The 22,707-nt window shown below is 66.6% G+C and carries 23 protein-coding genes; 14 read left to right on the top strand and 9 right to left on the bottom strand.

Annotation, left to right across the window (positions count from 1 at the left end; translation table 11 throughout):
- Positions 1 to 20: 20 nt before the first annotated feature.
- Positions 21 to 713, bottom strand: a complete 693-nt coding sequence (locus AC0Z6F_RS19705) for a rhomboid family intramembrane serine protease (protein ID WP_004138280.1) — start codon at positions 711 to 713, stop codon at positions 21 to 23.
- Positions 714 to 939: 226 nt separating this feature from the next.
- Between AC0Z6F_RS19705 and AC0Z6F_RS19700 the strand changes: the two genes are divergently transcribed.
- On the top strand, positions 940 to 2,289 hold the full coding sequence (locus AC0Z6F_RS19700; protein ID WP_004138282.1) for an outer membrane protein transport protein: 1,350 nt from the start codon (positions 940 to 942) through the stop codon (positions 2,287 to 2,289).
- 112 nt (positions 2,290 to 2,401) lie between these two features.
- Complete coding sequence (pnuC, locus tag AC0Z6F_RS19695; protein WP_032968313.1) at positions 2,402 to 2,974, top strand: nicotinamide riboside transporter PnuC; 573 nt, start codon at positions 2,402 to 2,404, stop codon at positions 2,972 to 2,974.
- Positions 2,975 to 3,092: 118 nt separating this feature from the next.
- On the opposite strand, the gene putA is transcribed toward pnuC, so the two are convergent.
- Complete coding sequence (gene putA, locus AC0Z6F_RS19690; protein WP_041864463.1) at positions 3,093 to 6,311, bottom strand: bifunctional proline dehydrogenase/L-glutamate gamma-semialdehyde dehydrogenase PutA; 3,219 nt, start codon at positions 6,309 to 6,311, stop codon at positions 3,093 to 3,095.
- A gap of 274 nt (positions 6,312 to 6,585) precedes the next feature.
- Between putA and AC0Z6F_RS19685 the strand changes: the two genes are divergently transcribed.
- The 6 genes from AC0Z6F_RS19685 to AC0Z6F_RS19660 are packed head-to-tail and all read left to right on the top strand — an operon-like array spanning position 6,586 to position 11,422.
- Positions 6,586 to 7,062 (top strand): DUF2244 domain-containing protein, encoded by a 477-nt coding sequence (locus AC0Z6F_RS19685; protein WP_012509832.1) that lies wholly within the window; start codon positions 6,586 to 6,588, stop codon positions 7,060 to 7,062.
- Between the two features lie 11 nt (positions 7,063 to 7,073).
- Complete coding sequence (gene coxB, locus AC0Z6F_RS19680; RefSeq protein WP_012509833.1) at positions 7,074 to 8,036, top strand: cytochrome c oxidase subunit II; 963 nt, start codon at positions 7,074 to 7,076, stop codon at positions 8,034 to 8,036.
- 59 nt (positions 8,037 to 8,095) lie between these two features.
- Positions 8,096 to 9,703, top strand: a complete 1,608-nt coding sequence (ctaD, locus tag AC0Z6F_RS19675) for a cytochrome c oxidase subunit I (RefSeq protein ID WP_012509834.1) — start codon at positions 8,096 to 8,098, stop codon at positions 9,701 to 9,703.
- Positions 9,704 to 9,711: 8 nt separating this feature from the next.
- On the top strand, positions 9,712 to 9,945 hold the full coding sequence (locus AC0Z6F_RS19670) for a hypothetical protein (protein WP_004138469.1): 234 nt from the start codon (positions 9,712 to 9,714) through the stop codon (positions 9,943 to 9,945).
- Complete coding sequence (locus AC0Z6F_RS19665; protein WP_012509835.1) at positions 9,942 to 10,532, top strand: cytochrome c oxidase assembly protein; 591 nt, start codon at positions 9,942 to 9,944, stop codon at positions 10,530 to 10,532. Before AC0Z6F_RS19670 ends, AC0Z6F_RS19665 begins: the two co-directional genes overlap by 4 nt.
- A gap of 14 nt (positions 10,533 to 10,546) precedes the next feature.
- Positions 10,547 to 11,422, top strand: a complete 876-nt coding sequence (locus AC0Z6F_RS19660; RefSeq protein WP_005412024.1) for a cytochrome c oxidase subunit 3 — start codon at positions 10,547 to 10,549, stop codon at positions 11,420 to 11,422.
- A 20-nt stretch (positions 11,423 to 11,442) separates the two neighbouring features.
- Here AC0Z6F_RS19660 and AC0Z6F_RS19655 read toward each other — a convergent pair whose 3' ends face one another.
- Complete coding sequence (locus AC0Z6F_RS19655) at positions 11,443 to 11,661, bottom strand: twin transmembrane helix small protein (protein ID WP_010484233.1); 219 nt, start codon at positions 11,659 to 11,661, stop codon at positions 11,443 to 11,445.
- A gap of 57 nt (positions 11,662 to 11,718) precedes the next feature.
- Between AC0Z6F_RS19655 and AC0Z6F_RS19650 the strand changes: the two genes are divergently transcribed.
- The 5 genes from AC0Z6F_RS19650 (at position 11,719) to AC0Z6F_RS19630 (ending at position 16,198) form a co-directional block, all read left to right on the top strand.
- Positions 11,719 to 12,447, top strand: coding sequence for an SURF1 family protein (locus AC0Z6F_RS19650; RefSeq protein ID WP_012509836.1), 729 nt, complete (start codon positions 11,719 to 11,721; stop codon positions 12,445 to 12,447).
- A 96-nt stretch (positions 12,448 to 12,543) separates the two neighbouring features.
- Positions 12,544 to 13,113, top strand: a complete 570-nt coding sequence (locus AC0Z6F_RS19645; protein ID WP_012509837.1) for a hypothetical protein — start codon at positions 12,544 to 12,546, stop codon at positions 13,111 to 13,113.
- A 10-nt stretch (positions 13,114 to 13,123) separates the two neighbouring features.
- The gene (locus AC0Z6F_RS19640; protein WP_004138484.1) at positions 13,124 to 14,287 is read left to right on the top strand and encodes a COX15/CtaA family protein; all 1,164 of its coding nucleotides are present in this window, start codon (positions 13,124 to 13,126) and stop codon (positions 14,285 to 14,287) included.
- Between the two features lie 4 nt (positions 14,288 to 14,291).
- Positions 14,292 to 15,185 (top strand): heme o synthase, encoded by an 894-nt coding sequence (gene cyoE / locus AC0Z6F_RS19635; protein ID WP_004138490.1) that lies wholly within the window; start codon positions 14,292 to 14,294, stop codon positions 15,183 to 15,185.
- Between the two features lie 191 nt (positions 15,186 to 15,376).
- On the top strand, positions 15,377 to 16,198 hold the full coding sequence (locus tag AC0Z6F_RS19630; protein WP_012509838.1) for a hypothetical protein: 822 nt from the start codon (positions 15,377 to 15,379) through the stop codon (positions 16,196 to 16,198).
- Between the two features lie 132 nt (positions 16,199 to 16,330).
- Here the strand turns inward: AC0Z6F_RS19630 and AC0Z6F_RS19625 are convergent, their stop codons facing one another.
- From AC0Z6F_RS19625 to rpsU, 6 genes are all read right to left on the bottom strand, one after another.
- Positions 16,331 to 17,302 (bottom strand): bile acid:sodium symporter family protein, encoded by a 972-nt coding sequence (locus AC0Z6F_RS19625; RefSeq protein WP_049449416.1) that lies wholly within the window; start codon positions 17,300 to 17,302, stop codon positions 16,331 to 16,333.
- 28 nt (positions 17,303 to 17,330) lie between these two features.
- Positions 17,331 to 17,831 (bottom strand): protein tyrosine phosphatase family protein, encoded by a 501-nt coding sequence (locus AC0Z6F_RS19620; RefSeq protein WP_012509840.1) that lies wholly within the window; start codon positions 17,829 to 17,831, stop codon positions 17,331 to 17,333.
- Positions 17,832 to 17,859: 28 nt separating this feature from the next.
- Positions 17,860 to 19,599 carry a DNA primase gene (gene dnaG, locus AC0Z6F_RS19615; RefSeq protein ID WP_485618238.1) on the bottom strand — a complete coding sequence of 580 codons (1,740 nt, stop codon included), beginning with the start codon at positions 19,597 to 19,599 and terminating at the stop codon, positions 17,860 to 17,862.
- Between the two features lie 59 nt (positions 19,600 to 19,658).
- On the bottom strand, positions 19,659 to 20,603 hold the full coding sequence (locus AC0Z6F_RS19610) for a YihY/virulence factor BrkB family protein (RefSeq protein ID WP_004138584.1): 945 nt from the start codon (positions 20,601 to 20,603) through the stop codon (positions 19,659 to 19,661).
- A gap of 103 nt (positions 20,604 to 20,706) precedes the next feature.
- Positions 20,707 to 21,150 (bottom strand): GatB/YqeY domain-containing protein, encoded by a 444-nt coding sequence (locus tag AC0Z6F_RS19605; RefSeq protein WP_485618235.1) that lies wholly within the window; start codon positions 21,148 to 21,150, stop codon positions 20,707 to 20,709.
- Positions 21,151 to 21,283: 133 nt separating this feature from the next.
- A complete protein-coding gene (rpsU, locus tag AC0Z6F_RS19600; RefSeq protein ID WP_002808376.1) occupies positions 21,284 to 21,499 on the bottom strand; it encodes a 30S ribosomal protein S21 in 216 nt (71 codons plus the stop codon).
- A gap of 166 nt (positions 21,500 to 21,665) precedes the next feature.
- On the opposite strand from rpsU, the gene tsaD reads away from it, so the two are divergent.
- The gene (gene tsaD / locus AC0Z6F_RS19595; RefSeq protein WP_180838564.1) at positions 21,666 to 22,691 is read left to right on the top strand and encodes a tRNA (adenosine(37)-N6)-threonylcarbamoyltransferase complex transferase subunit TsaD; all 1,026 of its coding nucleotides are present in this window, start codon (positions 21,666 to 21,668) and stop codon (positions 22,689 to 22,691) included.
- Positions 22,692 to 22,707 lie beyond the last annotated feature (16 nt).

Genomic DNA, 22,707 nt, shown 5'->3' with positions numbered 1-22,707 from the left:
GCGGCCGGCACTACCAGGGGTCAGAAACCGTGGCGCTTGCGCAGCTTGCGGGCGATCGCGGCGCGCACGTAGACCCCGTACACCAGGCCGAACATGAAGCCGCCGATGTGCGCCCACCAGGCGACCATGCCGAAGCTCGGGCCGATGTGAGCGAACACCACCTGCAGTGCGGCCCAGACGCCGATCAGCAGGTAGGCCGGCGCGCGCACGAACTCCAGGAACAGGCCGAGCGGGATCACCACGCCCAGCCGGGCGCCCGGGAACAGGGCCAGATAGGCGCCGATCAGTGCGGACACCGCGCCGCTGGCGCCGATGATGATCTGGTCCGGGCTGCCCATGGTGTAGATCGCCACCAGGTTGGAGACCGCACCGCCGACCAGGAACAGCAGCAGCAACCGCCACGGCCCCAGTACCCGCTCGGCGGGCAGGCCGAAGATCAGCAGGAACACCAGGTTGCCCAGCAGGTGTGACCAGTCTGCGTGCAGGAACAGGGCCGTGAACAGCCGCAGCACGCTGCCGTCCTGCAGGGTCGCCCACCAGTCCAGCGGGTGGGTCAGGCCGGTGGACAGGGCGCCCCAGTCCAGCCAGAGGCTGCCCCGGGCGTCGTCCGGACGCGAGATCGACCACAGGAACGCCAGCCACAGTGCCGCAAACAGCACGGGCGTGGCCCAGCGCAGGGCCGCCTTCTTGCGCGACGGGAGGGAGACGAACATGGGCAATAGCCTAGCGTGCGGGCGCCTGCGGCGGGATTTGTCCTGTTCAGCTTTTGAGACGAAAAAAGCGCCTGCGCCGTTATTGTTTCATTAACAGCTCTGGGTAATACTCGCATACGGCGTCGTATGTCGGGAGGGGAATCCGGCGCGCTCCGAAGGGCCCCAGGGCCTGCCGGGCGCAGGCGCACTCAGAGCACCATCACCGCTTACCGGAGAGAGAACTACGATGCAAACCGCTTCCACCATTGCCCGACTGACCCTGCTGGCCGTCGGCGTTGCCGGTGCGCTGGCCGCCGCCGATGCCAACGCTGCCGCCTTCCAGCTGAAGGAAAACAGCGCCAAGGGCCTCGGCCGCGCGTTCGCCGGTTCCGGCAGCGCCGAGGGCGACGCCTCCATCATCGCCGTCAACCCGGCCGGCATGCGCCAGCTGGAAGGCACGATGGTCCAGGGCGACCTGAGCGCCATCAGCTTCAAGGCCGAGTTCAAGGGCCAGGGCCGCAATGCGGCAGGCCGCCCGCAGACCGGTGGTGACGGCGGCGACGCCGGCATGATCGCTCCGGTCCCGGCTGCGTACTTCCACATGCCGATCGGCGAGAAGGCCCACTTCGGTGTGTCGCTGACCGCACCGTTCGGCTTCAAGACCGAATACGACAACGGTTGGGTCGGTCGCTACAGCGGCCTGAAGACCGATCTGAAGGCCATCGACCTCGGCTTCGCCGCGTCGTATGACGTCAACCCGTACGTGTCGTTCGGCGCGTCGGTGTTCGTCGAGCACCTGACCATCGAGCTGAGCAACGCCGTTGACTACGGCAGCATCCTGGCCGGCGCCGGCGCTCCGGGCTTCGCCCCGGGCAGCTCGGATGGCACCCTGAAGATCGAGGGTGACAACAATGCCGTGGGCTGGACCGTCGGTGGTCTGTTCTCGATCGACGAGAACACTCATATCGGCCTGAGCTACCGTTCGAAGGTCGAGCACAAGATCACCGGTGGTGATGCGACCTTCAGCGGCGCCGACCGCGCCCGTTCGCTGCTGACCAACTCGCCGCGTACCCGTGGCTGGTTCATGGACACCAGCGGCAAGGCCACGGTGACCATGCCGGCCTCGGCCACCCTGAGCGTGACCCACAAGGTCAACGACCGCTGGACCGTGATGGGCGACGTGACCCGCACCGCCTGGTCGACCGCGTTTGACAGCGTGACCGTTGACTACGCTTCGCCGCAGCCCGATTCGGTTCTGGAGTTCGGCTACCGCGACACCACCTTCGTGTCGCTGGGCGCCGACTACAAGCTGAGCGACACCGTCACCCTGCGCGGTGGTGTTGCACTGGACCAGACCCCGACCACCGACGCACACCGCGACGTGCGCGTGCCGGATACCAGCCGCAAGTGGCTGTCGCTGGGCGTGGGCTGGACCCCGTCGGCAAACACCGAGTACAACTTTGGCTACACCCACCTGTTCACCAGCGATCCGAACGTGAACGTGCCGGCGACCACTGCCAACCAGGGCAATTCGCTGTCGGGCAAGTACAAGGTCCGTGGCGACGTGCTGGCGGCTTCGTTCCAGTACAAGTTCTGATTCGGGCCTCGGCCTGACGCAGTACACGGAAGGCCCCGCGCAAGCGGGGCCTTCTTTTTTGTGGGGCGGTTTGGGGCATCCACGCATGGCGTGGATCCACGACAATAGCGCCATGAACCTGTCCGATCCGAACTTCCAGCTGGAGCTGGCCGCCAACATCGCCGTCGCCGGCTCGATCCTGCTGGCCGGACGCAACAACGTGCACACCTGGTGGCTGGGCATCGTCGGCTGCGCATTGTTCGCCGCTGTGTTCGAGCGTTCGCACCTGTACGCGGACATGGTGCTGCAGTTCTTCTTCATTGCCATCAGCGTGCTGGGCTGGTGGCAGTGGCTGCGCGGCGATCACGGTGCGCCGCTGCCGATCACCTCATTGCGACCGCGTGCATGGGCCTGGCTGGCGCCGCTGGCGGTGGTGGCCACGTTCGGCTACGGCTGGATGCTGACCCGCCTGACCAATGCCTATGCGCCGTACATCGATTCGGCGGTGCTGGTGCTGAGTGTGATCGCGCAGATCCTGATGATGCGGCGCAAGCTGGAATCGTGGTGGGTGTGGCTGCTGGTGAATACCGTTGCAGTGCCGCTGTACTACAGCCGAGGCCTGCACCTGACCTCGATCCTCTACGTAGGTTTCTGGATCAACGCGCTGGTGGCATTGCGCCACTGGCGGCACCTGATGCGGGGGTAGAGCCGAGCCCATGCTCGGCTGCACCGTGCAAGCCGAGCATGGGCTCGGCGCTACAGGAAACAAGGCACAAAAAACCCCGCTTTCGCGGGGTTTTTCGTTCACCGCATCAACCGGGCGATCAGTCGCCCAGGGTCAGCAGCGAGGCGTTGCCGCCGGCAGCGGTGGTGTTCACCGTTACCGTCTTTTCAGTGGCGAAGCGCAGCAGGTAGTGCGGGCCGCCGGCCTTCGGGCCGGTGCCGGACAGGCCCTGGCCGCCGAACGGCTGCACGCCGACCACCGCACCGATCTGGTTGCGGTTGACGTAGACGTTGCCGACGTGGACGCCGTTGCTGATGCGGTCGACGGTCTCGTCAATGCGCGAATGCACGCCCAGGGTCAGGCCGTAGCCGGTGGCGTTGATCTGGTCGATCACCGCGTCGAGCTGGTCGCCCTTCCAGCGGATCACGTGCAGGACCGGACCGAACACTTCCTTCTGCAGCTGGCCCAGGTCCTTCAGTTCGTACGCACGCGGTGCGAAGAAGGTGCCGTTGGCTGCTTCGACAGACAGCTCGGCGGCAGCAATCAGGCGCGCTTCGCGGTCCATGCGTTCGGCGTGGTCCTGCAGGATCTTCAGCGCGTCGGCGTCGATCACCGGGCCGACGTCGGTGGACAGCAGGCCGGGATTGCCGACCTTCAGTTCCTTCATCGCACCGGCCAGCATGGTCATCACCTTGTCGGCGATGTCGTCCTGCACGAACAGCACGCGCGCAGCCGAGCAGCGCTGGCCGGCCGAGGTGAAGGCCGAGCCGATCGCATCCTTGACCAGCTGTTCCGGCAGCGCCGAGGAGTCGGCGATGAAGGCATTCTGGCCACCGGTCTCGGCAATCAGCACACCGATGGCGGCGTCACGTGCAGCCATCGCGCGGTTGATCGCACGGGCGGTGTCGGTGGAGCCGGTGAAGGCCACGCCAGCCACGCGTGGGTCGGCGGTCAGCGCGGCACCGACGGTCGCGCCGTCGCCAGGCAGGTACTGCACCACGTCGGCCGGCACGCCGGCGTCATGCAGCAGCTTCACCGCGTAGTAGCCGATCAGATTGGTCTGCTCGGCTGGCTTGGCGATGACGCTGTTGCCGGCGGCCAGTGCAGCGGCCACCTGGCCGAGGAAGATCGCCAGCGGGAAGTTCCACGGGCTGATGCAGACGAACACGCCGCGGCCATGCAGCTGCAGCTCGTTGGATTCGCCGGTCGGGCTCGGCAGCTTCTCGGCGTGGCTGAACTGCTCGCGTGCCTGCTTGGCGTAGTAACGCAGGAAGTCCACCGCTTCGCGCACTTCGGCGATGCCGTCGGGCAGGCTCTTGCCGGCTTCCTTCACGCACAGTGCCATGAACTCCGGCATGCGCGCTTCCAGCTGGTCGGCGGCGTGCTCGAGGATGGCGGCGCGGCTGGCGGCCGGGGTGCGGTTCCAGGCCGGCTGCGCGGCCACGGCATTGGCCAGTGCCTTCTGCACGGTGGCGGCATCGGCGGCCTGCCACTGGCCGACCACTTCGCGGGTGTCGGCCGGATTGGTCACCGGCTGCGTGGCGCCGGCTGGGTTGGCACCCGGCACCAGCGGCGCGGCCGACCACGGCTTGACGGCGGTGTTGAGCTGCTCGGCCAGGGCGCGCAGTTCGTTGTCGTTGGCGAGGTTGGCGCCCATGGAGTTCTTCCTGTCGTGGTTCTGGCTGCGCAGCAGGTCAACCGGCAGCGGGATCTTGGGATGCGGAATCGATTCGAACGAAGCAACCATCTCGACCGGATCGCGGATCAGGTCGGCGATCGGTACGCGCTCGTCGGTGATGCGGTTGACGAAGCTGGAGTTGGCGCCGTTTTCCAGCAGGCGGCGCACCAGGTACGGCAGCAGGTCTTCATGCGAACCCACCGGCGCGTACACGCGGCACGGCAGGTTCAAGCGGTCGGCCGGCACCACTTCGGCGTACAGGTCGTCGCCCATGCCGTGCAGCTTCTGGTGCTCGTACACGCCGCCATTGGCGATGCTGCGCACGGCCGCGATGGTGTGTGCGTTGTGCGTGGCGAACATCGGGTAGATCGCGTCGGCATGGGTGAACAGGCGCTTGGCGCAGGCCAGGTAGGAGACATCGGTGTTCTGCTTGCGGGTGAACACCGGGTAGCCCGGATAGCCTTCGATCTGCGCGCGCTTGATCTCGGCGTCCCAGTAGGCGCCCTTGACCAGGCGCACCTGCAGCCGGCGACCGGCGCGGCGCGCCATGTCGGCCAGGTGGTCGATCGTGTACGGCGTACGCTTCTGGTAGGCCTGCACGACCACACCGAAGCCATCCCAGCCGGCCAGCGACGCATCGGAGAACACCTGCTCGATGATGTCCAGCGACAGTTCCAGGCGGTCGGACTCTTCGGCGTCGACGGTGCAGCCGATGCCGTAGCTCCTGGCCAGCTGTGCCAGTTCCAGCACGCCCGGCACCAGGTCCTTCAGCACGCGCTCGCGCTTGGCATGCTCGTAGCGCGGGTACAGCGCCGACAGCTTGATCGAGATGCCCGGGGCGTTGTTGACGTCGCCGTCCGGGCGGCCACCGCGTGCCTTGTGATCGCCACCGATGGCGTGGATCGCACGTCGGTAGTCTTCCAGGTAGCGCAGCGCGTCCTTCATGGTCAGCGCGCCTTCGCCCAGCATGTCGAACGAGTAGCGGTAGCTGGCGTTGTCGCCCTTGTGCGAGCGCGACAGCGCTTCGCTGATGGTGCGGCCCATGACGAACTGGTGGCCCATGATCTTCATCGCCTGGCGCACGGCCAGGCGCACCACCGGCTCACCGACGCGGCCGACCAGGCGCTTGAACGCGCTGGGCGCATCGGCGCGGGTTGCGTCGTTCATCTGCACCAGCTTGCCGGTCAGCATCAGGCCCCAGGTGGAGGCGTTGACCAGCACCGAGTCGCTGCCGCCCAGGTGCTTTTCCCAGTCGGCATCGGCCAGCTTGTCGCGGATCAGCTTGTCGGCGGTGTCCTGGTCCGGAATGCGCAGCAGCGCTTCGGCCACGCACATCAGCAGCACGCCCTCCTCGCTGCCCAGGTCGTACTGGCGCATGAAGGCTTCGATTGCGCCCTGGTCCTTGGCGCGCACGCGCACGCGGCCGACCAGGTCGGCGGCCAGCGCCTGCACCTTGGCCTGTTCCTCGGCGGGAAGGCGCGCCTGTGCCAGCAGTTCACGCACGTGGCTGGCCTCGTCCTTCAACCAGCCATCGGTGATGGCCTGGCGGAACGGGTTGGGGGACGCCGGCAGTTCCGGCGACAGCAGCGCGCCGGGACGCGAAGCGTCGCTGGCGGCAGGGGAGGAGAAGGGTGCGTTCATGCCGGTCCGGCCAATGGAAAACTTGGCGATTTTAATCATTTTTGCGGCTTGGGGAAGTGCCCCGCAGCCACCTTCGTGAAGGGCTGATAGCCCCTAACGGTAGTGGGTTCAGCCTGTTCAGAAAGTCCTGCAGAATTTGTGCCGAATTCGTCATTCGCGTTGCCGGGGTCATGCTGTGTTGCAGCATCGGAAAAAGTGTGAATGCACCCTTGCTACTGGCGAGAGGGCGGGGCTACCATCGAGACGTTTCCCGCGGCAGGAACGCGGTTGCGACATGATCGAGGTGCTTACAGCTCCAGATGGATCAGGTACGCAGCTGCGACTGCGTCCCCCACGGGCGCTCGATGCCCGGCAGTTCGTCCTGTTGTTTGCTGTGTTGTCGGGAGCGATGTGGCTGGTGTCCGCCTTCGGGTGGTTGGCCGGCAATGCATTCGCCCCCCTGTTCGCGCTGCTGTACAGCCTGCTGCTGGCAGCCGCGTTGCGCGCGTTGTGGCGCAGCGGTGAACGGCAGGAGGAGATCCGGGTAGTACCGGCGTGCGTGGAGGTCATCCCCGTACCCGGTGGATCGCCGGTGTTCCGGGCCCACCCGCACTGGGTGCGCCTGCTCACCGACGACGAGAAGGTCCGGCTGGCATCCAGCGGCCGGCAGGTGGAGGTGGGGAGTTTCCTCGCGCCGGCCGAACGTCAAACGCTTGTTGAAACGCTTGAAGATTTGCTCGCCGCCAGCGATGGCGGCAACCGACGACGCTAAGGGTCTAGGCAATGAAGCAAAGCAGAGGGTGGGGCACGAAGTGCGTTGCAATGGTCGCCACGATGGCGGCTCTGCTGTCGATGCCGGGGACGGCACTGGCCCAGGCGGCCGATCCAAAACCGTGGCAGCTGAACATGGGCAAGGGGGTGACCCAGACCTCACGCCTGGCCTGGGAATCGAACAATCTCTCGCTGATCGTCTGTACGGTGATCGGCGTGATCGTGTTCGGCGCCATGGCCTACGCCATGTTCAAGTTCCGCAAGTCGAAGGGCGCGGTGGCCGCCACCTTCAGCCACAACACCAAGGCCGAAATCATCTGGACAGTGATCCCGGTGATCATCCTGGTGGTGATGGCGTGGCCGGCCACGGCCAACCTGATCAAGATGTACGACACCCGCGATGCCGAGATGACGGTGAAGGTCACCGGCTACCAGTGGATGTGGAAGTACGAGTATCTCGGTGAGAACGTCACCTTCACCAGCCGCCTGGACCGCGAGTCCGACCGCGTGCGGCAGAGCGGGGTCGTGCCGACCCGTGAGAGCCATCCGCATTACCTGCTGGATGTCGACAACCGGCTGGTGCTGCCGGTCGATACCAAGGTGCGCTTCGTCATCACCTCCGACGACGTGATCCACGCCTGGTGGGTACCGGCACTGGGCTGGAAGCAGGACGCCATCCCCGGTTTCATCAATGAAGCCTGGACCAGCATCGAGCAGCCCGGCGTCTACCGCGGCCAGTGCGCCGAGCTGTGCGGCAAGGACCATGGCTTCATGCCGATCGTGGTCGAGGCGGTGTCCAAGGAGGAGTTCAAACAGTGGCTGGCGCAGCGCAAGCCGGCGCCGCCCGCTGGGCCGGCAACGCCGGCGGCACCTGCCGAACCGGCTGCACCGGCTGCACCGGCGAGCGAGGCACCGGCTGCGCCTGCTGCTGCAGAAGCGGGCAGCGCACCTGCCACCGCTGCCAGCGGCGCGTGATGTAAAGCCCGCGGCCGCTTGCGGCTGCGGTGACAACCGATTCTGAGAGGTGTTTTGCAATGGCGCACTCGGCAGTTGGGCACGACGATCACCATCACCAGCAGAGTTTCTTCGAGCGTTGGTTCTTCTCGACCAACCACAAGGACATCGGCACGCTGTACCTGGGCTTCAGCTTCATCATGTTCATCATCGGCGCGGCGATGAGCGTGGTGATCCGGGCCGAACTGGCGCAGCCGGGCCTGCAGTTCGTCAAGCCCGAGTTCTTCAACCAGATGACCACCGTGCATGCGCTGGTGATGATCTTCGGTGGCGTGATGCCGGCCTTCGTCGGCCTCGCCAACTGGATGATCCCGCTGCAGATCGGCGCGCCGGACATGGCGCTGCCGCGCATGAACAACTGGTCGTTCTGGCTGCTGCCGGTGGCGTTCAGCCTGCTGCTGCTGACCCTGTTCCTGCCCGGCGGCGCGCCGGCCGGTGGCTGGACGCTGTACCCGCCGCTGTCGCTGCAGGGCGGCTACAACGTCGCCTTCAGCGTGTTCGCCATCCATGTGGCCGGCATCAGTTCGATCATGGGCGCGATCAACATCATCGCCACCGTGCTGAACATGCGTGCGCCGGGCATCGATCTGCTGAAGATGCCGATCTTCTGCTGGGCCTGGCTGATCACCGCGTTCCTGCTGATCGCGGTGATGCCGGTGCTGGCTGGCGCGGTAACCATGCTGCTGACCGACAAGTTCTTCGGCACCAGCTTCTTCAACGCCGCCGGTGGCGGTGACCCGGTGATGTACCAGCACATCTTCTGGTTCTTCGGGCACCCCGAGGTCTACATCATGATCCTGCCCGCCTTCGGCGTGGTCAGCGAGATCATCCCGACCTTCAGCCGCAAGCCGCTGTTCGGCTACCAGGCGATGGTGTACGCCACCGCGGCCATCGCGTTCCTGTCGTTCATCGTCTGGGCCCACCACATGTTCACCGTGGGCATGCCGCTGGGCGGCGAGATCTACTTCATGTTCGCCACCATGCTGATCTCGATCCCGACCGGCGTGAAGGTGTTCAACTGGGTCAGCACCATGTGGCGTGGCTCGCTGACGTTCGAGGCACCGATGCTGTGGTCGGTGGCCTTCGTCATCCTGTTCACCATTGGTGGCTTCTCCGGCCTGATGCTGGCGATCGTCGCCGCCGACTTCCAGTACCACGATACCTACTTCGTGGTCGCGCACTTCCACTACGTGCTGGTGACCGGCGCGGTGTTCGCGCTGATCGCCGCGGTGTACTACTGGTGGCCGAAGTGGACCGGGCGGATGTATAGCGAGAAGTGGGCCAAGGTGCACTTCTGGTGGTCGATCGTGTTCGTCAACCTGCTGTTCTTCCCGCAGCACTTCCTCGGCCTGGCCGGCATGCCGCGGCGTATTCCCGACTACAGCGTGGCCTTCGCCGACTGGAACCTGATCAGCTCGATCGGTGCGTTCGGCATGTTCGCCACGCCGTTCATGATGGCCGCGATCCTGCTGTCCTCGCTGCGCAACGGTGAGAAGGCCGAGGCCCGTTCCTGGGAAGGTGCGCGCGGCCTGGAATGGACGCTGCCGTCGCCGGCGCCGGCGCACACCTTCACCACGCCGCCGACGATCCGCCCGGGCGACCTGGCACACGACGACATCAGTCATTGAGGTGCGCGATGCACAACGAAGGCCCGCTGCAGACCTGTAGAGCCGAGCCATGCTCGGCTGATGCCCTGGGTAGAGTCGAGCCATGCTCGACTGACGAAAAGCAGCCGACCAGCGGTCGGCTCTACCAGGGTGGAAGCATCGAGCAGCAGCGCCAACGCGCCAGGCGCACCGCGCTCTGGGTCGGCGCCATCGCCGTGCTGGTCTACGTCGGCTTCATCCTCAGCGGGGTGATCGGCCGATGAGCGAGGCGCCGGCCAGCACACCGTCACCCAGTGCCGGGCTGCCGCGCCTGATCGGCGTGGCGGTGGCGGTGTTCCTGCTCACGTTCTCGCTGGTGCCGCTGTACCGTATCGCCTGCGAGAAGGTATTCGGCGTGCGCCTGGAGCGCGGTCCCGGCAGCGAGGCCAGTACCGGCGCCGTGACCGGCAAGCGCACCGTGCGCGTGGAATTCGATGGCGGGGTCAACTCACGGCTGCCATGGTCGTTCCATCCCGAGCAGCTGACCATGGACGTGGTGCCCGGCGAACTCAACGAAGCGCTGTACTTCGCCCGCAACGACAGCCAGCAGGCAGTGGTCGGCAGCGCGGTGCCTTCGGTGGCGCCGGCGCGCGCGTCGGGTTTCTTCAGCAAGACCGAGTGCTTCTGCTTCACCGCGCAGACGCTGCAGGCCGGCGAGAAGCGCGACATGCCGGTGCGCTTCATCGTCGATCCGGACCTGCCGCCGGAGATCAAGACGATCACCCTGTCCTACACCTTCTACCGCAACGACGCGCTGTCCGATCGGCTGGCTCCGGCCGCCACCTCGGAAGGCGCGCACGCCGCACCCTGACCCCGGATACCGACATGGCCCAGACACCGACCGACGCCAACGTGTACTTCGTCCCGGCCCAGAGCAAATGGCCGTTCGTGGGTTCCATCGCGATGATGGTGACCATGGTCGGCGTGGCCAGCTGGCTCAACGATGCCAGCTGGGGACGTTGGACGTTCTACATCGGCATCGCGATGCTGGTGCTGACCCTGTTCTGGTGGTTCAGCGATGTGGTGCGCGAATCGCAGGCCGGCAACTACAACCATCAGGTCGATGGCTCGTTCCGGATGGGGATGATCTGGTTCATCTTCTCCGAAGTGATGTTCTTCGGTGCGTTCTTCGGCGCGCTGTTCTACACCCGCAACCTGGGCCTGTCGTGGCTCAGCGGCGAAGGCCGCGGGGTGATGACCAACGAGCTGCTCTGGCAGGGCTACTCGGCGGGTTGGCCCACCAATGGCCCGGCGGCGATCGGTGGTGCGTTCCAGACCATTCCGGCCTGGGGCCTGCCGCTGATCAACACGCTGATCCTGCTCACCTCCGGCGTGACCCTGACCATCGCCCATCACGCGCTGAAAGCCGGCAACCGCCGCCAGCTGCTGATCTGGCTGGGCCTGACCGTGGTGCTCGGCCTCGGCTTTCTGACCCTGCAGGCGGAGGAATACATCCACGCCTACAAGGAACTGAACCTGACGCTCGGTTCGGGCATCTACGGTTCGACGTTCTTCATGCTGACCGGCTTCCACGGCGCGCACGTGCTGCTGGGCACGATCATGCTGATCGTGATGTGGCTGCGTTCGGCGAAGGGGCACTTCACCCGCGACAACCATTTCGGTTTCGAAGCCGCCGCGTGGTACTGGCACTTCGTCGACGTGGTGTGGCTGATGCTCTTCATGTTCGTCTACGTGCTTTGACCGCGCACGTATCGGTGGCCTCAGCCGCCGATACCGTGCGGTTTGATCCAGCCCATGTAGATGCTCACGATCACCAGTACGATCAAGGCCACCGACACCCCGATGCGGCGTGTCAGTGCGTTGACCGTGCGCTTGGTCTGGCCGCGGTCGACCAGCAGGTAATACAGGCCGGCGCCCAGATTCCAGACGATGACGATCAGAAACGCGATTACCAGCAGGGTCTTCAGCGAATCACTCATGCGCGGCTCGAGGGCAGGGTGGATGCGCCTATCTGACCGCGTTTGCGCGGACTTGTCATGATGCGCCAGCACACGCGCGTGATCGGATGGCTGCTGGCGCTGCTGGCGATGGCCGGTTTCAGCGCATTGGGGCTGTGGCAGCTGCAGCGCATGCATGCCAAACAGGCAATGTTGGATGCGCAGGGTCCAGCCGTGGCACAGGCGCTGCCACTGGCGCAGGCTCTGGCGCAGGCTCTGGCGGCGCCCGGCGCGTTGCACGGCGTGGCCGACCACGGCCGCTTCCTGCCCGGCGTGGTGCTGCTGGACAACCAGACCCGGCATGGTCGCGCCGGGGTGAAGATCTATCGTCCGTTCCGCAGTGACGGAGGCAGCGTGCTGCTGGTCGATCTCGGCTGGCGCGCGCTGCCGCCGGATCGCACGCTGCCGGATGTGCCGGCGCCGCCTTCGCCAGTGGCCGTGCGCGGGCTGCTGGCGCCGCCGCCGTCGGCGGGACTGGCACTGGGTCCCGCATTCTCCGCAACCGATGAGGCCGGGCGTTGGCTGGCCAGCCGCTTGCCCGCCGAGGGTCTCGCGCAGGCGCTTGGCCTGCCGGCATTACCCGACCGCGTGCTGCGGCTGGATCCGGCGCTGCCGTTCGGCGACGAACGCGATCTGGACCTGCTGCCGAACACGCTGCCGCCGCAGCGCCACCTGGGCTACGCCGTGCAGTGGTTCGGGCTGGCGCTGACCGTGCTGGTGGTGGCGCTGGTACTGGAATGGCGCAGGAGGCGCCCCATCGCCCGGTAGTGCCGGCCGCTGGCCGGCAATCCCTCGGTTTCCTGGGGGCCGGCCAGCGGCCGGCACTACCGGCATCCCTTTCCCAACCATGAGAAAATGCCCCGCATGAACACTGCTACGTCCCCGCAGGCGCGCGGCTCCGGCCGCCGGACCCTGGTGCTGCTGTTTGCCGTGTTCTTCGGGGCGATGGCGCTGGCCGCCGTGCTGCGCTTCACCGGCTGGCAGCCGACCGGGCACCGCAATGCCGGCCAGCTGCTGAAGCCGCCGGTCGACCTGCGGCAGCAGGCTCCGGCCCTGGCCAATGGCCAACCCTACCCTTGGAACCCCGAGGCGCGTACCTGGCGTCTGCTGGTGGCACCGGCCGGGGCCTGTGATGCGCAGTGCGTCACTTTGTCGCAGGGACTGGGCAAGGTGTGGCAGCTGTTCGGCCATAACGCCGATAATGTCGAGATTCTGTGGCTGGGAACGCCACCGGCGTCGATCGCCTCGCTGCCCGCGTTGCGGCCGCTGGCTCCGTCGCCAGCCCTGCGCGCGGCGTTGCCGGGCGTCGATGATCCGGCGGGCCTGCCGGTCTACGTGATCGATCCGAACGGCTTCGTGATCATGCGTCATGCCCCGGGCAGCGACCTCGGTGGCCTGCGCAAGGACATGGCCACGTTGCTGAAACTGAAGTGAGTCCTGTTTGATGAGCCTTTCCGCGCGTCCGGCGCTGCACCGCAATTTCCACCGCCTGGCGTGGTTCGCCATGATCATGACTGCGAGCACGATCATGTTCGGTGCGTTCGTGCGTCTGTCCGATGCCGGCCTGAGCTGCCCGGACTGGCCGACCTGCTATGGGCAGGCCACCTGGCCGCAGCATGTGGAAGAGACCCTGGGCCACCCGGCGACGGAGATCCGTCCGCTGGAAACGCACAAGGCCTGGCGTGAGCAGGTGCACCGCTTCCTGGCCGGCGCGCTGGGCATCGAGATCCTGACCCTGGCGCTGCTGGCCACGCGCAAGCGGCGATTCGGAAGCACGGCGGTGGTGACCGCCTGCGTGCTGGTGGCCGCCGGCATACCGCTGTACATGATGGGCTGGCATGGCACGGCCAGCGCCCTGGCGCTGATCGGCGAGGCGATCCTGCTGATCGCCGCGCTGCGCTGGAGCAACATCGACCTCGCCCGCGCTGCGTTGCTGACCTTGGCGGTGGTGATCTTCCAGGCCCTGCTGGGCATGTGGACGGTGACCCTGCTGCTGAAGCCGGTGGTGGTGATGGGCCATCTGCTGGGCGGCATGCTGATGTTCGGCCTGCTGGTGTGGATGGCGTGGCGCGCCACGCACATGCCGATCACCCTGGCCGAAGCACCGAAGCTGAAGTGGCTGCTGCGCATCGGCGTGGCGGTGCTGGTCACCCAGATCGCACTGGGCGGTTGGGTCAGCGCCAACTACGCGGCGCTGGCCTGCGGCGGCGGCAGTGCCTCGCTGGACAACTTCCCGCGCTGCGCCAACCAGTGGTGGCCGCAGCACAATTTCGTCGAGGGCTTCACCCTGTGGCGCGGCATCGGCGTGGACTACGAAGGGGGCGTGCTGGATGGCGCCTCGCGTATCGCCATCCAGATGGCGCACCGCATGTTCGCGGTGGTGGTGGCCGTTTACCTGCTGTGGCTGGGCGTGCGCCTGTTCCGGTTGCCGAGCATGCGTGGCTGGGCCAGCGCGCTGATCGCGCTGCTGGTGCTGCAGGTCACCCTCGGCATCCTCAATGTAAAGCTGGCGCTGCCGCTGGAAGTGGCGGTGGCCCACAACGGCGTGGCCGTTGCCCTGTTGTTCGTGCTGGTCAGCCTGCTGGCCCGCCTGCGTGCCCCGGACTGATTCCATGTTTTCCAATTACCGCCAGTACTGGGACCTGACCAAGCCCAAGGTCGTCGCCCTCATTGTTTTCACTGCCCTGGTCGGCATGGTCCTGGCCATCCCCGGCGTGCCCAGCTGGGAGCAGGTGCGCGCCGGCGTGCTCGGCTTCCTCGGCATCTGGCTGGCGGCGTCGGCCGCGGCCGCGATCAACCAGCTGCTGGATGCGCACATCGATGCGCAGATGGCACGTACCTCGTGGCGGCCGCTGGTGGTGGGCAAGGTCAAGCCGTGGCAGGTGCTGGTGTTCGCCAGCGTGCTGATCGTGCTGTCGATGGTGATCCTGGTGCTGTGGGTGAACCTGATCACCGCAGTGCTGACCTTCGCCTCGCTGATCGGTTACGCGGTCATCTACACCGTGTACCTGAAGCGTGCGACCTCGCAGAACATCGTCATCGGTGGCCTGGCCGGCGCGATGCCGCCGATGCTGGGCTGGGCCGCGGTGACCGGCATGCAGGGCTCGTCGGACTGGGCGTACTCGTCGCTGCTGGTGCTGATCATCTTCATCTGGACGCCGCCGCACTTCTGGGCGCTGGCGATCTTCCGCCGCGAGGATTACGCCAAGGCGGAAATTCCGATGCTGCCGGTGACCCACGGCGTGGTGCACACCCGCAAGCAGATCATGGTGTATTCGGTGGTGCTGGCGCTGGTCTGCCTGCTGCCTTACCTGGTGGGCATGAGCGGTGCGTTCTACCTGGGCGGCGCGATCGTGCTCAACGCCGTGTTCCTCTGGTACGCCTGGCGCATGCTGGACCCGCCGGACGAACTGTTCTCGATGAAGATGTTCTATTACTCCATCGTCTACCTGATGGCGCTGTTTGCGTTCCTGCTGGTCGACCACTGGATCCTGCCCTGGTTGTGACCTCGGGGTCGGATCCCCGAAGGGGCTCTGACCCCGTCTGATCCATGGCGCCAATCCACTGTAGAGCCGAGCCCATGCTCGGCTGAGGGTGGGTTGGAAGAGCAGCCGAGCGTGGGCTCGGCTCTACACTTGATCTCTTCCAGTGGCGTCGCCATTGCTGTTCCTGACCCCAAGGAAAGGAGGGAGCAGGGATGCATTCGATCTTCCGCTGGACCACTGCGTTGCTGCTGGCGCTCGGCATGGCCCTTAATGCGCATGCCGATGACACCGCCGCGCAGATCCGCCAGCATGCCGGTGACCATCGCCTGCTGGTGCTGGGTGAGTTCCACGGTACCCGCGAGACGCCGCTGCTGGTACGGGAACTGATGGAGGCCTACGCGGCCGATGGTGCACCGGTGCGGTTGGCTTTGGAGCTGCCGACTGACGAGAACGCCGCGCTGGCGACCTATATGGCGTCTGCCGGCACGGCCCGAGCGCGGGCTGCATTGCGTGGCACGACGTACTGGAACGTCCGCAGCCGGATGCATGACGGCCGCCGCAACGAAGACATGCTCGACCTGATCGAAGCGGTACGCGTACTGCGTAGCCAAGGCCGCGACGTGCAGGTGTTCGGCTTCGACCGCGTGCTTCCCGCCGAAATGGCCGGCACCGGCGCGCGTGACCGGGTGATGGCCGAAGAAGTACGGGCACGAGCGCAGGTGCTGCCGAAGAAAGGGCGGCTGCTGGTGCTGACCGGCAACGTGCATGGCATGCGCACGCAGCCGAAGGCGATTGCGTACCCGCCGATGACCGCGCTGCTGAAGGATCTGGATCTTTACAACGTGCGTATCGAGGCGCGTGGTGGGGAAGGCTGGGGATGTACCGCCGTTCAGCGCTGCGGAGCACGTCAGCTGGGCAGCCATGAAGGTGCATCGCCCAGACTGGATACCGACGCCGACCGTAGTTACGACCTGTGGGTGTGGCTGCCGCGCTTCAGTGTGGCGCGGCTGCTGGACAGCGCTTCGGTCTGGTGATCATCCACGCGCCGTTCAACCGCCAGCCGAGCATGGGCTCGGCTCTACAGTAGATCCACGCCATGCGTGATGTTTTCCCGCAGCGGCCCACGCGTCCAGTAGATCCACGCCATGCGTGGATGGATTTGCGGCTCAGGGCTTGCGCCGCGCGTACCGCTGCGCGATCACGCCGCAGACGATCAGCTGGATCTGGTGGTAGATCATCACCGGCAGCACGATCGCGCCGAGGCTTCCACCGGCGAACAGCACCTTGGCAATCGGCACGCCGGTGGCCAGGCTCTTCTTCGAGCCACAGAACACGATGGCGATCTCGTCCTCGCGGTTGAAGCGCAGGCGGCGGGCGATGAAGGTGATCAGCGGCATGGCGATGCCTAGCAGCACGGCGGCGACCACCGCCACGGCCAGCAGCGACAGCAGCGGTGTCTTGCTCCACAGCCCTTCGGTCACCGCTTCGCCGAACGCGGAGTACACCACCAGCAGGATGGTGGCCTGGTCGGTGTAGCGCAGCAGCGCGCGCTGCTTCTCCACCCAGCCGGCAATCCACGGCCGCAGCAGGTGGCCGGCCACGAACGGCACCAGCAGCTGCAGCATGATGCCGCCGATCGCGTGCAGCGGGTCGTGCACGCCGCCGGAGGTACCGGCCAGCGCGGTCAGCAGCAGCGGCGTCAGGAACACACCGAGGATGCTCGACAGCGACGCGCTGCATACCGCCGCAGGCACGTTGCCGCGTGCCATCGAGGTGAACGCGATGGACGACTGCACGGTGGAGGGCAGGGTGCACAGGAACAGCACGCCCAGGTACAGCTCCGGGGTCAGCAGCCAGCCCGACAGTGGCTTGAACATCAGCCCCAGCAGCGGGAACAGGATGAAGGTGCAGGCCAGGATGGTCAGGTGCAGCCGCCAGTGCAGCATGCCGCCGATGATCGACTCGCGCGGCAGGCGCGCACCATGCAGGAAGAACAGCGCGGCGATGGCGACGGTGGTGACATCATCGAGCACGATGGCGGCGGCGCCCTTCATCGGCAGCAGCGAGGCCAGGCCGACGGTGCACAGCAGGGCGAGGGTGAAGTTGTCCGGTCGCAGGCGCGACCACCAGCGGGTCATGGTGGGCAGAGTCCTTGGTGCGGAGGGTTCAGGGCGAGGTGACCGGCGTGGCCAGGCGCTGGCGGGTGGCGGCTTCCAGCGACTTCAGGCCGGCACGCTGGCCGAGCTGCAGGGCCTGTTCCGGGCTGGCGTGTTCGTAGCGTGCATTGATCAGGCCGAGCACGGCACCGGCGCGGTTGCCGGAGGCGCAGTGCAGCAGCACCGGCCCCTGGCTCTGCTGCAGGGCCTGGTGCACGGCACGGATGTTGGCTGCATCCAGTCCGTCGGCGCCGGCCACCGGAATGCGTACGTAGCGCAGGCCCAGTGATTCGGCCACGCGGGTTTCATCGAAGCCGCGGTCTTCGTCGGGCTGGCGCAGGTCGATCACGGTGCGCACGCCCTGCGCGGCCAGGGCCTGCAGCTGTGTGGCGCTGGGTTGGCCGCCGGCATACAGGCCGGGGCGGACTTCGTTCAGGGGCGCGTCTTCGGCCAGGGCCGTCAGCGGCAGGCAGAGCGACAACAACAGCAGGCAGGTCAGGCGCAGCAGCATGGTCCTCTCCGTGAAAACGTTCTGCCCGCTACAGGCGCAGTCCGGCCCGCGCTTTCAGCAGCTCGCGCAGTTCGTATTTGTCAGTATCGTCCAGACCCTGTTGGCGCTGCTTTGCCAACAACTCCTCCAGACGTTGCACCAGCAGCTGTTTCTCCAGCTGGGCCACGGCATCGTGCAGTTCCTGGGTCCACATCGCGTCGTCGCCGGGCATCGTCTGCGCGGCCAGCGTGTGCAGTGACGCCTGTTCCTCACGCCCGTCGAAGTGCTCCAGCAGTGCGCCGGTGCTGATGTCCGGACGTTGCTCGACCAGGTCCAGCAGCTCCAGCAGCAGCTCTACGCCCGGCAGGCGCAGGCCCTGGAAGTGGTGCTTGCCGCCCAGCGTCAGCGCCAGCGACGGCTGCTGCAGCAGTACGGCGATCGCGCCGCGTACCAGGCTGCGCTTGGCCACGGGTTGGATCGTCCGCTGCGGCTGGCGTTGCGGCATCGGTGCGCGCGCTGCCTGGGCATTGCCGCCAAGGCCGGTCAGCTGCGCCAGCTGCTGCTTCATCAGGTCGCCGAAGGCGCCGTCGGGAATCTGCGCCAGCATCGGCTTTGCGCGCTCGGCCAGGCGCGCCTTGCCGTCCAGCGTGCCCAGGTTGATTTCGCGGGTGAGCTCGTCGAAGAAGAACTGCGACAGCGGCGTGGCCTGTTTCAGGCGTTCGTTGAAGGCCTCGGCGCCTTCCTTGCGCACGATGGTGTCCGGGTCTTCGCCATCGGGCAGGAACAGGAAGAAGGCCTGGCGGCCATCCTTCATGCGCGGCAGCACCGACTCCAGCGCCTTCCAGCCGGCGCGGCGGCCGGCGGCGTCGCCATCGAAGCAGAAGAACACATCCGGTGCGTTGCGGAACAGCAGCTCGGCATGGTCCGGCGTGGTTGCGGTACCCAGCGTTGCCACCGCCTGGGTGACCCCGAACTGGAACAGCGAGACCACGTCCATGTAGCCCTCGACCACGATCAGCCGCTCGATCTTCTGGTTGGCCTGGCGCACCTGCCACAGGCCGTACAGTTCGCGGCCTTTGTGGAACAGCGCGGTCTCGGGTGAGTTGAGGTACTTGGGGCCGTCGTCCTTCTCGAACACGCGGCCACCGAAGGCGATCACCCGGCCACGGCGGTCGAAGATCGGGAACATCACCCGGTCGCGGAACTTGTCGTAGACGTGGCCGCGGTCGTTCTTGGAGAACAGGCCGGCGCGGTCGAGCAGCTTCATGCGCCGCTCGTCCTTGCCCAGCGCATCGCGCAGGCCGCTGTAGCCATCCGGCGCGTAGCCGATCTGGAAGCGCGCGCGGTTCTCTTCATCCACGCCGCGGCCATCCAGGTAGCTGCGTGCCTTGTCGCTGCCTTCCAGGTTGCTCTGGAAGAACTTCGTGGCCGCCTCAAGTGCCGAATACAGCTCGCGGCTGTCGTCCTGTTGCTGCGGGCTGCGCGGGTTCTCGCTGCGCGGCACTTCCATGCCTGCGCGCTTGGCCAGTTCATCCACCGCGTCGAGGAATTCGAGGCGGTCGTAGTTCATCAGGAAGCTGATCGCGGTGCCGTGCGCGCCACAGCCGAAGCAGTGATAGAACTGCTTGGTGGGCGAGACCGTGAACGACGCCGAGCGCTCGTCGTGGAACGGGCAGCGCGCCGCGTATTCCTTGCCCTGGCGCTTCAGCGGCACGCGGCTGCCCACCACCTCGACGATGTCGGAGCGGGCGAGCAGGTCGTCGATGAAAGCGTCGGGGATACGGGCCATGGGCAACAGAACGGGGCGCGGCCGCAGGGCGCGCAGCAGGGGCGGCAGGTTCCCCTAGTTTACTCGCTGGCGGTGCCGGGGCTGGCCTGTTCGGACTCGACCCCGGCCTTGGCCAGCTGCGCCCGTGCATGCTGGCGTTCGTCGATCACCGCGGTCATCAGCGCACCCACGAAGAACACGGCGGTGGCGTAGTAGATCCAGACCAGCGAGATCACCAGCGCGCCCATCGAACCGTAGGCACTGCCCGGGGCCACGGTGGCGATGTAGACGCCGATGCCATAGCGGCCGAGGGTGAACAGCACCGAGGTGATCGCACCGCCAATAAAGGCCTGGCGCCAGGCCACGCGGCGGTCCGGCAGGTAGTGGTAGAGGAAGGCGAAGGCCAGCGTGTACAGCAGCAGCGAGGTCAGGTAGCCGATCGCCGGCAGTACCGAGGGCAGCTGCGCGAACACCACCTGCAGTGCGGTGGTGGCGGTCATCGACAGGATCAGCAGGAAGCCCAGCGCCAGCACCACGCCGAACGAGAACACGCGCTTGCGCAGCCAGGCCTTGACCCCTTCCAGGCGCTGGCCACTGGTATGGAAGATGCGGTTCAGCGCGTTCTGCAGCTGGGCGAACACCGCAGTGGCGCCGACGAACAGCAGCAGCGTGCTCCACAGCCCGGCCAATGAACCGACGCTGGGCTGGCTGTTGGCGTTGTGCAGCACGGTGTCGGCGACGCTGGCCACGCTGCTGCCGGCCACCGAACCGATCTGGCTGATCAGCGTCTGTTGCGCAGGCGGGTACAGCGAGGCGGTCAGCCACAGCAGCAGCACCAGCAGCGGTGCCATCGACAGCAGGGCATAGAAAGAGACCGAGGCGGCCTGGGTCAGCACGTCGATTTCGACGAAGCGCTTGGCCACTGCCATCGGGAAACTGTCCTGCAGGCGGTCAGCGTAGTGGCGAAGCCGTGCGGGGATGCCGTGGGGACGCGTGTCGGCGGGGGAGTGCGATTGCTCGACCATGGGGATGTTGTAGCAGCCGGGGGTCGAAGGTGCGGTGAAGCGGGTGCATCAATGGGGTCAGAGCCCTTCCGCGATGCGAAAGGGATCCGACCCCGGCAATGGCTTACGCCAGCTGCTGCTTGACCAGCTTGGAGACCAGACCCATGTCGGCCTGGCCAGCGAGCTTGGGCTTCAATGCGCCCATCAGCTTGCCCATGTCGGTCGGACCGGAAGCGCCGGTCTCGGCGATGGCGGCCTGGATCGCGGCGACGATCTCGGCTTCGCCCATCTTGGCCGGCAGGTAGGCTTCGATGACCACGATCTCGGCGCGCTCGATCTCGGCCAGGTCCTCGCGGTTGGCGGCTTCGAACTGGCTGACCGAGTCCTTGCGCTGCTTGACCATCTTGTCGAGCACGGCGATCACGGCGGTGTCATCCAGCTCGATGCGCTCGTCCACTTCGCGCTGCTTGATGGCGGCGTTGATCAGGCGGATCACGCCCAGCTTGTGCTTCTCGCCCGCCTTCATGGCGGCCTTCATGTCTTCGGTGAGCTGCTGCTTCATGCTCATGAGGAACCTCGTGGTGGTAGGTGGGGCGGGGCGGATGCCCGAACCCGGAAACGCAAAAAGCCGGCGACGCTCGCGCGTGCCGGCTTCGGCTCCATCGCGACAGGCAAGCCCATCGCAATGAAGATGCGTCCGATCAGTACAGGCGCTGACGCTTGGTAACGTCGCGCGACGAGCGGCGCAGCTGACGCTTCACAGCAGCGGCGGCCTTGCGCTTGCGCTCCTGGGTCGGCTTTTCGTAGAACTCGCGCTTGCGGGTTTCGGCCAGCACACCGGCCTTTTCGCAAGTGCGCTTGAAGCGGCGAAGAGCAAACTCGAAGGGCTCGTTCTCGCGGACTTTGACGCTGGGCATGGAATCTCCGGGACACAGTAGAACCGGGTCACGCCCGGCGAGCCGCACATTATAGCGGCGAATAGACAAACTGCAAGCGGCCAACCCTGAATACGGGCCAGGGGTTCGAAAGCAGTGAGACCTGCACGTCCCCCGAGGGGGCGGCAGGGGCGTCATAATAGCAGGCATGCGAGTCCTTGGCATCGAATCTTCCTGTGATGAGACCGGCGTGGCGGTGTATGACACCGACCTGGCCGGCAGCGCGGCCCTGCGCGCCCATGCGGTCTACAGCCAGATCGCCCTGCACGCCGAATACGGTGGTGTGGTGCCCGAGCTGGCCAGCCGCGACCACGTCCGCAAGTTGCTGCCGCTGGTGCGCCAGACCCTGGCCGAAGCCGGCCTGGGTGTAGGTGATATCGACGGCGTGGCTTACACGGCGGGTCCCGGCCTGGTCGGCGCGCTGCTGGTCGGCGCGGGCGTGGCGCGGTCGCTGGCCTGGGCGCTGGAGGTGCCGGCGGTGGGCGTACACCATATGGAAGGCCACCTGCTGGCCCCGCTGATGGAGGACGACCCGCCGGAAGCGCCGTTCGTGGCGCTGCTGGTGTCCGGTGGCCATACCCAGCTGGTGGCGGTGGACGCGATCGGCCAGTACCGCCTGCTGGGCGAAACTCTGGACGACGCGGCCGGCGAGGCCTTCGACAAGACCGCCAAGATGATGGGCCTGCCCTATCCGGGCGGCCCGCAGCTGGCCAGGCTGGCCGAGCAGGGCACGCCGGGTGTCTACCGCTTCGCGCGGCCGATGACCGACCGCCCGGGGCTGGATTTCAGCTTCTCCGGCCTGAAGACCCAGGTCCTGATGGCCTGGCGCGACAGCGACCAGAGCGAGCAGACCCGCGCCGACATCGCCCGTGGCTTTGAAGATGCAGTGGTCGAGACCCTGTCGATCAAGTGCGAGCGCGCGCTGGAAGCGGCCGGCACCAATGTGATCGTGGTGGCTGGCGGCGTCGGCGCCAACAAGCGCCTGCGCGCACGCCTGCAGCAGATGGCCGAGCGCCTTGGCGGCCGTGCCTGCTTCCCGCGGCCGGCGTTGTGCACCGACAACGGCGCGATGATCGCCTTCGCCGGCGCGCTGCGGCTGCAGGCCGGCCAGCACAGCCCGCCGAAGGTCGAGGTCACCCCGCGCTGGGACATGGCGACCCTGCCTGCGGTGTAAGCCCCGGAACCGGTAG

It is taken from the genome of Stenotrophomonas sp. 1L-E-5-B-C3 (genome assembly GCF_057292075.1).
Note: the sequence above shows the minus strand (reverse complement) of the source record. Positions and strands in the feature narration are given on the sequence as shown.